The 13,604-nt window shown below is 61.2% G+C and carries 17 protein-coding genes; 7 read left to right on the forward strand and 10 right to left on the reverse strand.

Annotation, left to right across the window (positions count from 1 at the left end; genetic code table 11):
• Positions 1-2 precede the first annotated feature (2 nt).
• The gene (locus RlegSU303_RS24085) at positions 3-596 is read left to right on the forward strand and encodes an NAD(P)H-dependent oxidoreductase (RefSeq protein ID WP_131719481.1); all 594 of its coding nucleotides are present in this window, start codon (positions 3-5) and stop codon (positions 594-596) included.
• Between the two features lies 1 nt (position 597).
• Here the strand turns inward: RlegSU303_RS24085 and RlegSU303_RS24090 are convergent, their stop codons facing one another.
• The gene (locus RlegSU303_RS24090) at positions 598-1,098 is read right to left on the reverse strand and encodes a MarR family winged helix-turn-helix transcriptional regulator (RefSeq protein WP_131719482.1); all 501 of its coding nucleotides are present in this window, start codon (positions 1,096-1,098) and stop codon (positions 598-600) included.
• A gap of 81 nt (positions 1,099-1,179) precedes the next feature.
• Between RlegSU303_RS24090 and RlegSU303_RS24095 the strand changes: the two genes are divergently transcribed.
• Entirely contained in the window at positions 1,180-2,091 is a 912-nt protein-coding gene (locus tag RlegSU303_RS24095; protein WP_131719483.1) for an EamA family transporter, read from the forward strand.
• Here RlegSU303_RS24095 and RlegSU303_RS24100 read toward each other — a convergent pair.
• On the reverse strand, positions 2,039-3,292 hold the full coding sequence (locus RlegSU303_RS24100) for an aminopeptidase (RefSeq protein WP_131719484.1): 1,254 nt from the start codon (positions 3,290-3,292) through the stop codon (positions 2,039-2,041). The two genes, RlegSU303_RS24095 and RlegSU303_RS24100, sit on opposite strands and share 53 nt — an antisense overlap.
• Before the next feature lie 128 nt (positions 3,293-3,420).
• Positions 3,421-4,104, reverse strand: a complete 684-nt coding sequence (locus RlegSU303_RS24105) for a glutathione S-transferase family protein (RefSeq protein ID WP_131719485.1) — start codon at positions 4,102-4,104, stop codon at positions 3,421-3,423.
• 80 nt (positions 4,105-4,184) lie between these two features.
• Here RlegSU303_RS24105 and RlegSU303_RS24110 point away from each other — a divergent pair, with 80 nt between their 5' ends.
• Positions 4,185-4,628 carry a MarR family winged helix-turn-helix transcriptional regulator gene (locus tag RlegSU303_RS24110; RefSeq protein ID WP_131719486.1) on the forward strand — a complete coding sequence of 148 codons (444 nt, stop codon included), beginning with the start codon at positions 4,185-4,187 and terminating at the stop codon, positions 4,626-4,628.
• On the opposite strand, the gene ybaK is transcribed toward RlegSU303_RS24110, so the two are convergent.
• The 4 genes from ybaK to RlegSU303_RS24130 form a co-directional block, all read right to left on the reverse strand.
• Positions 4,629-5,102, reverse strand: a complete 474-nt coding sequence (gene ybaK, locus RlegSU303_RS24115) for a Cys-tRNA(Pro) deacylase (RefSeq protein ID WP_131719487.1) — start codon at positions 5,100-5,102, stop codon at positions 4,629-4,631.
• A gap of 32 nt (positions 5,103-5,134) precedes the next feature.
• Complete coding sequence (locus tag RlegSU303_RS24120) at positions 5,135-5,485, reverse strand: ArsC family reductase (RefSeq protein WP_131719488.1); 351 nt, start codon at positions 5,483-5,485, stop codon at positions 5,135-5,137.
• Between the two features lie 119 nt (positions 5,486-5,604).
• On the reverse strand, positions 5,605-6,666 hold the full coding sequence (locus RlegSU303_RS24125; protein WP_131719489.1) for a succinylglutamate desuccinylase/aspartoacylase domain-containing protein: 1,062 nt from the start codon (positions 6,664-6,666) through the stop codon (positions 5,605-5,607).
• 101 nt (positions 6,667-6,767) lie between these two features.
• Complete coding sequence (locus RlegSU303_RS24130) at positions 6,768-7,376, reverse strand: 2'-5' RNA ligase family protein (protein ID WP_131719490.1); 609 nt, start codon at positions 7,374-7,376, stop codon at positions 6,768-6,770.
• A gap of 261 nt (positions 7,377-7,637) precedes the next feature.
• Here RlegSU303_RS24130 and RlegSU303_RS24135 point away from each other — a divergent pair, with 261 nt between their 5' ends.
• Positions 7,638-8,201, forward strand: a complete 564-nt coding sequence (locus tag RlegSU303_RS24135) for a methylated-DNA--[protein]-cysteine S-methyltransferase (protein ID WP_131719491.1) — start codon at positions 7,638-7,640, stop codon at positions 8,199-8,201.
• A gap of 111 nt (positions 8,202-8,312) precedes the next feature.
• Here the strand turns inward: RlegSU303_RS24135 and RlegSU303_RS24140 are convergent, their stop codons facing one another.
• Genes RlegSU303_RS24140 through RlegSU303_RS24150 form a run of 3 tightly spaced genes read right to left on the reverse strand, consistent with a single transcriptional unit; the run spans position 8,313 to position 10,389 of the window.
• Positions 8,313-9,047: an SDR family oxidoreductase gene (locus tag RlegSU303_RS24140; RefSeq protein ID WP_131719492.1), complete on the reverse strand. Its 735-nt coding sequence runs from the start codon at positions 9,045-9,047 to the stop codon at positions 8,313-8,315.
• Positions 9,048-9,104: 57 nt separating this feature from the next.
• The gene (locus RlegSU303_RS24145; RefSeq protein ID WP_205928064.1) at positions 9,105-9,956 is read right to left on the reverse strand and encodes an oxidoreductase; all 852 of its coding nucleotides are present in this window, start codon (positions 9,954-9,956) and stop codon (positions 9,105-9,107) included.
• Between the two features lie 58 nt (positions 9,957-10,014).
• Positions 10,015-10,389: an Atu4866 domain-containing protein gene (locus RlegSU303_RS24150; protein WP_131719494.1), complete on the reverse strand. Its 375-nt coding sequence runs from the start codon at positions 10,387-10,389 to the stop codon at positions 10,015-10,017.
• A gap of 105 nt (positions 10,390-10,494) precedes the next feature.
• Here RlegSU303_RS24150 and RlegSU303_RS24155 point away from each other — a divergent pair, with 105 nt between their 5' ends.
• From RlegSU303_RS24155 to RlegSU303_RS24165, 3 genes are all read left to right on the forward strand, one after another.
• Complete coding sequence (locus RlegSU303_RS24155) at positions 10,495-11,391, forward strand: LysR family transcriptional regulator (RefSeq protein WP_131719495.1); 897 nt, start codon at positions 10,495-10,497, stop codon at positions 11,389-11,391.
• 278 nt (positions 11,392-11,669) lie between these two features.
• Positions 11,670-12,287 carry a hypothetical protein gene (locus tag RlegSU303_RS24160; protein ID WP_131719496.1) on the forward strand — a complete coding sequence of 206 codons (618 nt, stop codon included), beginning with the start codon at positions 11,670-11,672 and terminating at the stop codon, positions 12,285-12,287.
• A 434-nt stretch (positions 12,288-12,721) separates the two neighbouring features.
• Entirely contained in the window at positions 12,722-13,576 is an 855-nt protein-coding gene (locus RlegSU303_RS24165) for a helix-turn-helix domain-containing protein (protein WP_131719497.1), read from the forward strand.
• The last annotated feature ends 28 nt before the right edge of the window (positions 13,577-13,604 follow it).

Genomic DNA, 13,604 nt, shown 5'->3' on the forward strand with positions numbered 1-13,604 from the left:
CAATGCGTATCCTGCTGGTGCTTGCCCATCCGTTGGAGGACAGTTTCGCCGCCGCCGTGGCAAGGACTGCGCGTGAGGCGCTGGAAGCCTCCGGCCATGTCGTCGATCTGCTCGATCTCTATCGAGAAGATTTCGATCCGCGTCTTTCCGAAGCTGAACGCCGCGGTTATTTCAACCAGCCCTACGATACCTCAGCCGTTGCCGATATCGTCGCCCGCCTGAAGGCTGCCGACGGCCTGATCTTCGTCTTTCCGCAATGGTGGTTCAATTTCCCCGCCACCCTGAAGGGTTTCTTCGACCGTGTTTTCGCCCCCGGCGTTGCCTTCAGCCATGATGCCGCAGGCGGCCGTATCGTGCCGCAGCTAACCAATATCAGGCTGCTCTATGCGCTGACGACTACAGGTTCGCCCTGGTGGCTGGTGCGTCTCTATATGGGCGATCCGGTGCGCCGGCTCTTGAAGCGCGGCATCGCCGCCTTCTGCTCGAAGGGATTGAATTTCCGCATGCTCAGCCTGCACGACATGGACCGGGCCACCGATGAAAAGCGCAGGGCGCATCTCGATCGCGTGCGCAAGCTGCTATCGGCAGTTCGATAGGCTATTCGAAGTCCGCAAGAAACTTGCGCAGCAGCCTGTCGAGCTCCGCCTTGTCGGCCGCGCTCAGACCCTTCGACAGCCGGTGTTGATTGGCGACATGCGCATCGACCGCAGTCTCCACCGTCGCAAGCCCTTTTTCCGTCAGCGCGATGAGCACGCTCCTGCGATCCTCCGGATTGAGGATACGTTCGACGTAGCCCGCCTTCTCCAACTGGTCGATGCGGTTCGTCATCGTGCCGGAGCTGACCATGGTCATCTCCAGAAGCTCCCCCGGCGATAGCCGGTGGGGGGCGCCGGCGCGGCGCAGCGTCGCCAACACGTCGAAGGCGGAGGACGAAAGCCCCTGCTTCATGAGCACGGCCTCCACTTCGCGGCCGAGATGGGTACTCAGACGTTTTAGACGCCCGAGGATGCCCATCGGTTCGACGTCGAGGTCCGGCCGCTCCCGTCGCCATTGCGCCAGAATCTTGTCGACATGGTCCATCTTGCCGTCTTCCCTCATGCTTCATCGATATCATTCATTATCTTGACGTCAAGATAAGAAGGCGATAAATGAATTTATCTTGAAATAGAGATTCTTGAGATGAAGACAAATTCCCGTTACGTCGCCGATCTTGCGGCAACCGCGCTCGCACCCGCCATCTGGGGCAGCACTTATATCGTCACCACCTCTTTCCTGCCGGCCGGATATCCGCTGACGGTGGCAATGCTGCGCGCCCTGCCGGCCGGTTTGCTGCTTCTCTTCCTGGTCAGAAAGCTGCCGTTCGGCATCTGGTGGGGAAGGGCTTTCGTTCTCGGCGCGCTTAACTTCTCGTTCTTCTGGGCGATGCTCTTCGTCTCGGCCTACAGGTTGCCAGGCGGCGTTGCCGCAACGGTCGGCGCGGTGCAACCGCTGATCGTCATCGCTTTGTCGCAGCTTTTTCTCGGCAAGCCGGTCCGGCCGCTTGCCGTACTGGCCGGTCTCGCCGGCATCGCCGGCGTCGGACTGCTGGTGCTGACGCCGAAGGCGGGGCTCGATCCGATAGGTGTCGCTGCCGGTCTGGCCGGCGCGGTCTCGATGGCTTTCGGCACGGTGCTGACGCGCCGCTGGGCGCCGCCGGTCTCAAACCTCACCTTCACCGCCTGGCAATTGACGGCGGGCGGCATGCTGCTGGTGCCTTTTGCCTTTTTCCTGGAACCGGCGCTGCCGATCCCGACCGCTGCAAACATCGCCGGCATCGCTTATCTCGGGCTGGTCGGCGCAGCCTTCACCTATCTGCTCTGGTTCCGCGGCCTGTCGCGCATCGAGCCCTCGGCGGTTGCCTCGCTTGGCTTCCTTAGTCCGTTGGTCGCGACCCTGCTCGGCTGGCTGGCGCTCGGCCAGAGCCTCACGCCAGTGCAGATCGGCGGTTTCGCCATGGTGCTTGCCAGCGTCTGGCTCAGTCAGCGCACGATGATGCCGCTCAGGCCCATTCGCCCTGCCGCATCACCGGAACCCGTGAACCATCCGGCTTAATGCCGTCGATATCGACCTTATCGGAGCCGATCATCCAGTCGATATGGATCAGGCTGGAATTTCCGCCCTGTGCCTTGATCTGCTCCTGGCTCAGTGTCGCGCCATCGAGGAAGCATTTGGAATAGCACTGGCCGAGCGCAATGTGGCACGAGGCGTTTTCGTCGAACAGCGTGTTGTAGAACAGGATGCCGCTCGCCGAGATCGGCGAGGAATGCGGCACCAGCGCCACTTCGCCGAGCCGGCGCGCGCCATCGTCGGTATCGAGCACCTTGTTCAACACCTCTTCGCCGCGCGAGGCCTTGGCCTCGACAATGCGCCCGCCCTCGAAGCGCACCTGGATATTGTCGATCAGCGTGCCCTGGTGCGAAAGCGGTTTGGTGCTCGAAACATGGCCTTCGACGCGCAACGCATGCGGCGTGGTGAAGACTTCCTCGGTCGGGATGTTCGGATTGCAGGTGATGCCGTTCTTGGCAGTGGAAGCGCCGCCATGCCATTCATGTCCGTCGGCAAGGCCGACCGTCAGGTTGGTGCCCGGTCCCTGGAAATGCAGCGAGGCGAAGCGCTCGCCGTTCAGCCAGGCGGAGCGCTTGCCAAGATTGGCATTGTGCTCGGTCCAGGCGGCGACGGGATCGCTGACATCGACGCGCGAGGCGGCAAAGATCGCCTTGGCGAGCTTGGCGATCGCGATCGGTTCCGGATCGTCGGGGAAGACCACCTTGGCCCAGGAGGGGTTGGGATAGGAGACGATGTTCCAGTTGATGTCGAAATTCGAGATCTTCTCCAGTGCCGGCTTGTAGGCGGTGGAGTTGGCGCGATTGGCGCGGCCGACCTTGCCGGCATCCTGCTCGGAGAGCAGCATCGGATTATCGCCGGCGATCGCAAGACGGGCCGCCCCGTTGGTATAAGCCTTGGCCATGCCCTCGTAGAGCCAGCCGGAGGCGCGGTCGAAGCTCTCGTCGCTGCCATACTGATAGCGCGCCAGCGTCGTTTCCTCATCGGAATAGAAGGCGGAGACCAGTCCGGCGCCGGCCAGATAGGCGTGTTTGGTGATCAGGCGAACCAGTGGCAGCGCCACGACAGGCGCGGTGATCACCAGGTCCTGACCCTTTTGCAGCTGCAGCCCAACCTTGACGGCGACTTCCGCAAGCTTTTCCAGCTTGACGGGATCAACGGTGCTCTGGCTCTGGGGCATGAAAGTCATGGTTCAACCTGCCTTCTGTCATCGACGGTGGGAGGCTGGAAGACTTAGACCCGTTTGCGGCGAAAATGAAGCGCTCGGCTGCCCGAATTGCAAGCGGCCGGATGAGATGTCCGGCCGCCGGGCGCGCTTCAGGCGGCGGCAGCTTGCCTGAGCAGGATCGAGTTATGTTTTTCGAGGAATTCCATCAGCCGCTGCGGGTAGTCTTCGCCAACGGCGGCCTTGACGCTCGCCCGTTCGGAGAGCGCCTTGCGCCAGCGCTTTACACACTCAAGCCCTTCGAAGATGTCGCCGTCGCCGAGCGTCTCGAAGAGATCGAAATACCGAAAGACCGGCGCGAAGACGGCGTCGACGAGGCTGAAGTCGTTGCCGGCGAAATACGGCCCGTCCGTCAACACCTTCTCGACAGTTGCGAATTTGGAGATGAGCGCCATGCGCTTGGCCTCCAACTGCGCGGCATCCTCAGCCGTCTCGTAACCCCAGAGATCGGAAAGCACCGACGAACCGAATTCCATCCAGCCGCGATGGCGGGCACGCGTCAGCGCGTCTTTCGGATGCAGCGCCACACCCGGCTGCGTCTCCTCCAGATATTCGCAGATGACGCTGCTTTCGAACAGCACGGCCTGACTGCCGTCCTCCTCCTCGATCCGCAGCAGCGGCACCTTGCCGAGCGGCGAGATCTTCAGGAACCAGTCCGGCTTGTCGGCAAGATCGATATTGATGCGCTCGAAGGGCACGCCCTTTTCGAGCAGCGCGATCGCGGCACGCTGTACATAGGGGCACAGATGATGGCTGACGAGGGTAAGCTTGCTCATGGCGCTCTCCTTGGTAATGATAGATGTAACTGCATCTAATGCCGCTTGCAGTGAAATTCAAGATAGATGTAACTGCATTTATGTCTGAAAAACCGTCGAATCCGAGCGAAGCGGTCACCTCTGCCTGGACGAGCATCATGCGCGCCCGCGAGCGGTTGCTTGGCGTCATCGAAGCCGACCTGAAGGCGGCCGGCATGCCGCCGCTTGCCTGGTACGACGTGCTGTGGGAATTGGCGCGCTCGCACGACTGCAAGCTGCGCCCTTACGAGATCGAGGAGCGGACGCTGCTGGCCCAGTATAATCTTTCCCGGTTGATCGACCGGCTGGAACGGGAGGGCCTGGTCAGGCGGGAGGTCTTCGCCAGGGATGGACGCGGCCGCTGGGTGGTGATCACAGATGCCGGCCGAAGGCTTCGCGAGCGCATGTGGACCGTCTATGCCAGATCGATCGAGACCCACATCGGCTGCAAGCTCGCCGAGAGCGAGGCGAAGACGATCGCCCGGCTGCTCGAACGCTTCCTCTGATCAGGCAATCAGTGGCGCGGCGACGGCCTTCAGCGCGTTCAATGCATGCTTCGGATCGAGCCGCACCTGCAGCCCGCGCTGCCCGCCATTGATATAGACCAGCGGTTCGCCAAGCGCGGCTTCCTCGATCGCCGTCGGCACGGTCTTCTTCTGGCCGAAAGGGCTGATGCCGCCGACATGATAACCCGTCAGCCGCTCGGCATCGGCAGGCTTCATCATATTGGCCGATTTACCGTGAAAGGCGCTGGCAAGCTTCTTCATGCTGACTTCACGATCCGACGGCACGACGACGCAGACCGATTTGCCGTCCACCTCCGCCATCAGCGTCTTCAGCACCCGATGCGGCGCCTCGCCGAGCGCTTCGGCCGCCTGCAGCCCGACGCGCTCGGCGTTGGGGTCGTAGTCATAGGCATGAACGGTGAAGGCGACGCCTGCTTGCGAAAGAAGCTGTGTCGCGCGCGTGGTCTTGGACATCTCTTTCCCTCGTGAGCTCAGCGGGCCGCCTGTCAGCCTCCGAACGTACCGGCGTAAATCTCCGGCTTGAAGCCGACCAGCAGCTTGCCCTTCGCCTCCAGCACCGGCCGCTTGATCATCGACGGCTGGTCGAGCATCAGCTGGATCGCCTTCTCCCGGTTGAGGTTCTCGCGCTCGGCGTCGGGCAATTTGCGGAAGGTGGTGCCGGCGCGGTTGAGGACGGTGTCGAGGCCGGCTTGGTCGATCCAGGTTTCGAGATGGGCGAGGTCGATACCGAGCGCCTTGTAATCGTGAAACTCATAGGCGACGCTATGTTCTTCCAGCCAGCTGCGCGCCTTTTTCATCGTGTCGCAATTGTTGATGCCATAGATGGTGACGGCCATGCCCGATCGATCTCCCTGTGATAGTAGCGAGATAACATGCACGAAGGCCGGCGCAAACGCCGTGCGACGTTTTATCCCCGAGCGCGTCGACGATCGCAGCAGGACAAAACCGGCCCCGTTCAATTCTCCAGCGTGCCGGCCTTGCGCGAAGCCTTGCTGGGTTCGTCGCAGGCGATCTTCATCAGGTCGCCGCGCCGCCGCACCAGCCGGTCGGAGGTTCGGGTCAGGATCAGCCCGTCCTGCGGCGCGGTAAGCTCGATGCTGCCGCCCGGCTGCCCTGGCCGGGTGACGATCGTCACTAGGCGGTCGCCTTTCGCAACCCTCTCGCCGATGTCGCGATGAAAAAGCACGGCGCCGCCTTCCGGAGTGCGGATGATCTCGACATTGTCGAGCGGTACGGCCGGACCAGAAAATACCGTTGCCGCGGGCTTTTCGTCGCCGACGATCCCGCGTGTCGCAAGGAAGTGCCAGAGCCCGTCCGCATCCTTTTTCGCCAGCACCGGATCGACGTCGCGTTTGCCGCGCAGCTCGACGGTGACGGAGAGTTTGCCGAGCAGACGTGGCCGGCGTTCGCCGGGAACTTCATATTTCCATGCAAAGCCGACGGCCTCCTCGAAGGCCGAGCTTTCGCCATCCGAAAGCAGCACGACCTCCATGTCGAGTGCAGCGGCGAGATCGGCCGCCTCCGGCCAGAAGGCCTCGTCGATATAGGCATATTGCAAGGATTCATCGTCGCAATGCAGGTCGAGCACCAGATCGGCGCCAAGCGCCATATGCAGCAGCTGCCTCTTCAATCTGTCGGTAGCCGGATAATCATCGAGATCTTCGATCAGCGTGGCGCGATCGACAATCGAGATCAGCGGGAAATCCCGGTTGAAATTGGTGCGTGAACCCAGGTCGAAACGGCCCTGCAGCTCGCCGAAATGCGATTGCGCCGCACCGATCGGATTGGCCTGCGGCACGATGGTGATGTCGCCGGCGATCCCACCTTGGCTTTCCGCCTGCCGCAGCCTTTCGCAGAGGAAATGCAGCAACACCGTTCCCGGCAGCTCGCCGGCATGCAGTGCCGCCTGGATATAGATCTTCGGCGCCTTCGGATCGTGGCCTTTAAAGCGCAGCACCGGCAGCCGCCACTCCGTTCCCGGCGTATCTCCAGGGATGATGATCTCTGAAACGTCCATGCTGTCTTCGTTCCCGTTTGCAACCAGCGCCCGGTTAGGCATTCCGAGCTATATGAGCGGAAATAGGGCAAGCGCAAGCGTGGTCCGGAGACATCATTGCCTCAGCCGAGCAGCGGCCAGCGATCGATGATCCGATGTTCGGTTTTTCCGAGAACACTGTGGATGAGCAGGAATTCGGATGCCGTCCATGAAACCGGTGTGTCGAGGGCCGCCGGCGGCACGGTCTTGCCGTCGTAGAGCAGCGTCATATGCGGTGTGAAATCGCGGCTGATATTGTGCCGCAGTCCGGCATTGTGCATGCCGACACCGAGCTGGACATGCAGTCGGGTGAGCGGTTTCAGCCCGCCTTCGCCGTAAAGCACGAGCGGCCGCGCCTTGCCTTCCCGCCTGAAGCTCATGATCCTGTCGAAAGTGATCGCGATCGGCGCGCTCTCCACCGTGGCGCCGGCCTGGCGCGCCGCAAAGACCGCGTCCTCGGGCAATTCTTCATAATCGTCGATGCCGATGATCGTCATATGCAGCGTCGTCAGCCGTGGCTTTGCCGAAAGAGAGAAAGTCTTCCCATAGTCATCGGCGATCGATGCCGCCTGCCGCTCGACCGCCGCAGGCGGACAGAGGGCGAAGAAAAGCCGGTGTCCGCCGCTATGGCTTTCGCCCGGTCGCCCGCGCCGACTTCGCCCATCCTCGAAGTCGAAGGAGATTTGGTTCATGGGCTCTCAGGGTCGTCATGACCCACCTCGTCGTTTCCAAAACGCGACGAAGGATACTCCGGCGAGATTGAATATCAAGAACAAAAAGAGAACATAATTTTCCGATACAATCCGCTCTGAACGGATGACGTGAATGTTCGATCGACATTGCGAGAGACGCATCGCGATATTTCCCGGAAGCCTTATGCGCGCAAGAAACGGGTTGAAACCGAGGCCGTCCCATACGATTTTGAGGGTCATCGAAAACGCGGAGGCTGTGTCATGGCAGAGACCATACACCACTATCTCATCTTCGAAACCGCGGGCGGTTTCTGCGGCATCGCCTGGAGCGACGCCGGCATCACCCGCTTCCAACTGCCGACCAAATCAGCGGAAGCAACCGAACGGCTGCTGCTGCGCCGCCTGCCCGATGCCGAAGCCGGCGCGCCGACGCCTGCCGTGCTGGAGACGGTCGCTGCGGTGAAGCGTTACTTCCAGGGCGAGGAGACGGATTTTTCCGGCGTCGAACTCGACCTTGCCGGCCAGGATACCTTCTTCCGGGATATTTATGCGGCGGCAAGGCGTGTCGGCTGGGGCCACACGACCACCTACGGTGCGCTCGCCAAGGAGCTCGGCGTCGGGCCGGAAGCCGCCCGCGACGTTGGCCAGGCAATGGCGAAGAACCCTGTCGCCCTGATCATTCCCTGCCACCGGGTGCTTGCGGCCGGCGGCAAGATCGGCGGCTTCTCCGCGCCCGGCGGTTCGTCATCGAAGGCCCGCATGCTGGAGCTCGAAGGCGTCAACCTCGCCCCGCCGCCGCCTGCCCAGCAGTCTCTGGGTTTTTAGGCGGCGGAGGCTTTTCGTTTTCCGCAATTCCCGGCAAAATCGCTTCGCGCTTTGCCTGGCAAAACCACTCAACACTTTTGCTGGAATTGCTTTGACAGCAGTCTCAGCTGATCAATAGGGGCTGGCTGTCGGCCGGATGATGATCTCGCTGACATCGACGTCATCGGGTTGGCTGACGGCGTAGAGGATCGAATTGGCGATGGCCTCGGGGCTGATCGTGATCGCCCTGAAAGCCTTCATGGCATCGCGCGCGGTCGGATCGGTGATGGTGTCGGCCAGTTCCGATGTCGTCGTGCCGGGAGAGATGACAGTCACACGGATACGATCGGTCTCCTGCCGCAATCCGTCCGAGATCGCACGCACCGCAAATTTCGTCGCGCAATAGACGGCGGCCGTCGGCGAGACGCTGTGGCCGCCGATCGAAGACAGGTTGATGATCTGCCCTGATCCCTGCGCCTTCATGATCGGAAGCGCTGCCGCGATGCCGTAGAGAACGCCCTTGATGTTGACGTCGACCATCCGGTCCCACTCGTCGACCTTGAGGGCGTCGAGCGGCGACAGCGGCATGACGCCGGCATTGTTGACGATGACATCCAACCGGCCGAATTCGGAGCGGGCAAAGCCTGCAAAGGCTTCCACCTGGGAACGGTCGGTGACATCAAGCTGTCGCAGGCGCACCGTCCCGCCCTTTGCGGCGATTTCGCCGGCGAGTTCCTCGAGGCGCTCGGTACGGCGGGCGCCGATCACGATATGGGCGCCTGCGGCAGCCAGCACCTTTGCCGCGGCCTCTCCGATACCGCTGCTGGCGCCGGTGATGGCAATGACTTTTCCTTTGATATCAGACATTTCAAGCTCCATGTGTACGCCGCTCGCCTGGCGATGCGGCTGAGGGTTTTTTGGTGGTCAGGTGGGAAAATCGGCGCTGAGCGTCATCTCCGCCCAGGCGTCGAAGTTTGATCGCAGCGCATCGAGCCGTTCGCGGGCGATCTTCAGGGCGGGTGCACCGAGCAGCAGGCGCAGCGGCGGCACGTCCGCTTCGAACGCCGATACGATCGCGGTTGCCGCGCGCGCGGGATCGCCCGGCTGGTTGCCGGAGATCGAGCGGGTGGCCTGGCGCCGCTTGCCTGACGTTTCGGCGTAGTCTTCGATGACCGTGCTGGATTCGACCATCGACCGGCCGGCCCAATCCGTGCGGAAGGCGCCGGGTTCGAGGATCGTCACATCGATGCCGAGCGGTTTGACCTCATGGGAAAGCGATTCCGACAAGGCTTCGACCGCGAACTTGGTGGCGTGGTAGTAGCCGGTTGCGGCAAAAGCGACGAGCCCGCCAAGCGAGGAGACGTTGAAGATATGCCCTTGTCGGCGTCGGCGCATCCCCGGCAGAACCTGCTTGGTGACATCGATCAATCCGAAGACATTGGTCTCGAACTGGGCTCGTATCTCGGCGTCGTCACCCTCTTCGATCGCCGAGAGGTAGCCGTAGCCGGCATTGTTGACGAGGACGTCGATCGCACCGAAATGCGTTTCGGCGTCACGAACCGCGCCGCCGATGGAGCGGCTGTCCGTCACATCGAGTGCAAGGGCAAGCGCGCGGCCCCCGTGCTCTGCCGTGAGATCTGTCAGGGTCTCGGGTCTGCGCGCCGCCATGGCGGCGCGCCAGCCACGGGCCAGGACGGCTTCGGTGAGTGCCCGGCCGAGGCCGGACGATGCGCCGGTGATAAACCAGATGGGCGTTGGGGAAGACATGATCGTCATCCTTTCCGGCCGGCAAATGCGGCCTTCTCCTGTGTGGTGTTGCCTGTCAGGCGGCACGTCATTTGCGCCGAAGCACCATGCCGCCATGATGGAGGGTATGGCCGTCGACGAAATCGCCGTCGGCCGTGAAGCCCGTGTCATCCCAATATTCGATGTGGCTTCCGGTGACTTCGTAGCGTCCCCGGTAGGCGCTTTCCCGGCTACCACGGGCTTCGTCGTAGCGGCCATTGGGCAGAAGTTCGTGGCGGACGCGGCCATCATCCGTAACCCACATGCCGACATAGGGATGTTGCTGCATTCTGTTCTCGCTTGTTTGTTGCTGCTGAGTTTCTCGGTGGTTCACGGTATCGGCGCCGAACGAACTGGTCGCCGCGCCAGCCAGGGTGACCACCGTGAGAAACTGCAGGAGGGGGCTTTTGAAAATCCTTCGCATTGCCTTGCCTTTCGAAGCCTTCGTTGACCTCGACTGAAAGATAATACGGAGAACCCGAGTGATTAAGTTGCCAATCCAGGATGCCTTGGTTAGAAATGCTAACCAATGGTCGACGATCTCGAAGGCATTTCGGTTTTTCTTGCGGTGGCGGAGGCGCGCAACTTCCGGCTCGCCGGTGAGCGTCTCGGCGTCACCCGCTCTGCCGTCAGCCAGGCCCTGCAGCGCCTGGAGGATCGGGTCGGCGTCGCCCTGGTCCAGCGAACGACGCGCAGCGTCAGCCTGACCGAAGCCGGCGAAGTGTTCTTCGACGCGGTTCGTCCATCGGTCCGCCAGGTCAAGGATGCGATGCAGACGGTGCGGGAAATGCAGGCGCGCCCGAGCGGCCTGCTGAAGATCACCGTTTCCTCGATCGCCGAGAACTTCCTCTCCGGCACCTTGCTGGCCGGCTTCATGGAAGCCTGCCCTGATATCAAACTCGATATCACCATCACCGATGACGAATTCGATATCGTCGAGGCCGGCTTCGACGCGGGCGTCCGGCTGGGCGAAGTGATCGAACAGGACATGATCGCCATATCAGTTTCCGAAGAGCAGCGACAATGCGCCGCCGCATCCCGCGGCTATCTCGAGCGCCGCGGCCACCCCCGCCACCCCCGCGACCTGCAGAACCATGCCTGCATTGGATGGCGGCCGCGCCCGGATACGGCGCCTTATCGCTGGGAGTTCACCGAGAATGATCGCGACTTCGACGTCGCCGTCGATCCCACAGTCACGACCAACGATATGGGAATGATGATCCGCATGGCCTGCGCGGGGGCAGGCGTCACCTTCGGCATGGTGGAAACCTTCCAGCCCTATATCGACCGCGGTGAACTCGTGCCGCTGCTGGAGGATTTCTGTCCGCCCTTCCCGGGCTTCTATCTCTACTATCCCAGGCGCCAGAGGCAGCCGCTGAAGCTGCGCGCATTGGTCGATTATGTCCGCAGATTTGACGGGCGTTAGACAAAGTCTGTGAATGATCCGGTCCGGTTGACCTTGACGATTAAGGGGACCTCTATCCAGACAGCGCAGATGTTTTGATATGCAATTTACCATTGCAGCGCCTTGCAAGCCCACATCACTTCGACCGACTCGTCGAAAATGCCCGAACGTCAATATATCAACGACATGATTGCAGCTGCTTGGGCTTTGTGGCTACCGCTGTTACAATTATCAGCCCAGCGCGGCTTCTATGCGCCAGATGTTGACGCCAAGCGTAAAAGCAAGGTTCAGTTGAACTGATGTCGATCATCGAAGACCAGGAGAACGCGCTTTACGAGGTCTTCCTGAGCAACCCTGACCCGCGGTTGATTGCGCCGGCGGAGGACGGCGCCCCAAGCGTTGAATTCCGGTTCGGCGGCGGATGGAGAGAATGTCGGATTTGGGAAGGCTATCTTGACGCGAGTACAATCCTTCTCAGGCAGATCCTGAAGCGGCAAGGGTTAGCCAATAACTTGATCTTCCCCGCATTGTTCAACCTTCGTCATGCCATGGAAGTAGCCCTTAAGTGGCATATCCATTACGCGGGGGGCATCGTTTCCAAAGACGCTGGGCACAGCCTTAACTCTCTCATCGACTCTTTCCGGCGAACAGCCGACGATCTGGACGATGAGGCAAGCTACATTTCGGACTATATGCTGGATCGCGTTTCCGAGTTGGCTATCGTTGATCCCCGTTCGATAACGTTCCGCTATTCCACCGAGCTGGACGGATCGCCCATCGAAATCGCTCCGGAACGTTGGGACCTCCAACGCCTCATCTTCACTGTTGACGGGCTATCGTTCTGGCTCGACAACCTCTCAGGCCAGATCGACCTCAGTAGGGATGAACGTTACCAAAGTTACCTACGTGATGGCTGATGGGCAGACCTCTGAGGGCAAGCGCGGGGATTAAGCGGTTCTGCCGACGTTCTCATGAGGCAGGGTTCCCACACATAGAACTATCGACGCCTGGCGGAACTCTCTTAGGCTAGCGCTTTCAAACCGTTAACGCCTGTTCTACTACCCGTCACTCCGACTCGATCTTCCCCTGCAGGCTGTGTATAGTCCGACTGGCGCCAGAGTTGGTCTGCAGCCCCTGGCTCAATGTTGCCGCTGTCACGCGGTTTTGGTATTTCCGATCCCCACTGCATAATTCCTCACGGATCGATTTAAGGAATTATGCAGCAATTCAAAGTGCTACAGCTTTCTCAGCGCGTCTGAAAAGGCACGCGGTGCGGTGCTGTAGGGATCATGGCGTGTTCATGTCGGTTCTTCCGGTGGCCGCTCTCATCCATTCTGTTGCCGGAGAACATATGCTCGACGAGGTCTTTCCCATTCCGACCAGGGCCTTGATCCGCCAGGGCGGGCGGGCCTGCTTTTTTCGTCTCGTCAATACGAGCCCCCTGTTGATACAGGTACAATCGGGAACGAAGGTCGTCATGGCAGATGACAAGGCTTTGCGCCTCGAAGCCGGCGCCTATGGCTTGCTGCCCGACTATCGACCGTTGACCATGGAGAACATTCCCAAGGCGCCGCAGAAGTATCAGACCCTGGCGCTTCCCGTTCCGCGACAGCTGTTCGAGGAAGCCTATATCAGGATGGGATCAATCGCCGTTCCATCAAGGCCTGTCCCGGCAGGCACCTCGGACCTGCCGGAGGAAGCAGCGGCATTATTTGACTATTGCTGTCAGCCCGGCAATCTGACGAGGCTTCCCCGCGCCATTGCCAAGGCGCGTTTGATCGAACTCATCACCTGGTTTGCGCTCGGCGGAGCGGTGCTGGGCCAATGCCAAAGTCCTCGGCTCGAGGACCGGCTGCGGCAGATGATTGAAAGCGATACGGCCTTTGATTGGACGCTGGGCCATGCGGCGCGCTCGTTCAACATGAGCGAAGCGACGCTGAGGCGGAAGCTCGCCGCCGAGAATACCGGCTTCAGTGAGATCCTGAGCGATACAAGAATGAATCGCGCCTTGGGCCTCATTCAAACCACAACCCTACCGATGGCGCAGATTGCGCTTGAGGTCGGTTACGACTCCCCTTCTCAATTCGCGGCGCGGTTCAAGGAGCGGTTCGGCGTCAATCCGCGCCATGTCCGTAGTGGCTCCGAGCGTTTTGAGCGGATCGGGGCAGAAGTTGAGCATAGCGGGGCAGATGCGCTTGCGCGGTGACGATAGTTTTCCTGCATTATCCACCGCA

The sequence above is a fragment of the Rhizobium sp. SU303 genome, from assembly GCF_021052345.1.
Taxonomy (GTDB): Bacteria; Pseudomonadota; Alphaproteobacteria; order Rhizobiales; family Rhizobiaceae; genus Rhizobium; species Rhizobium laguerreae.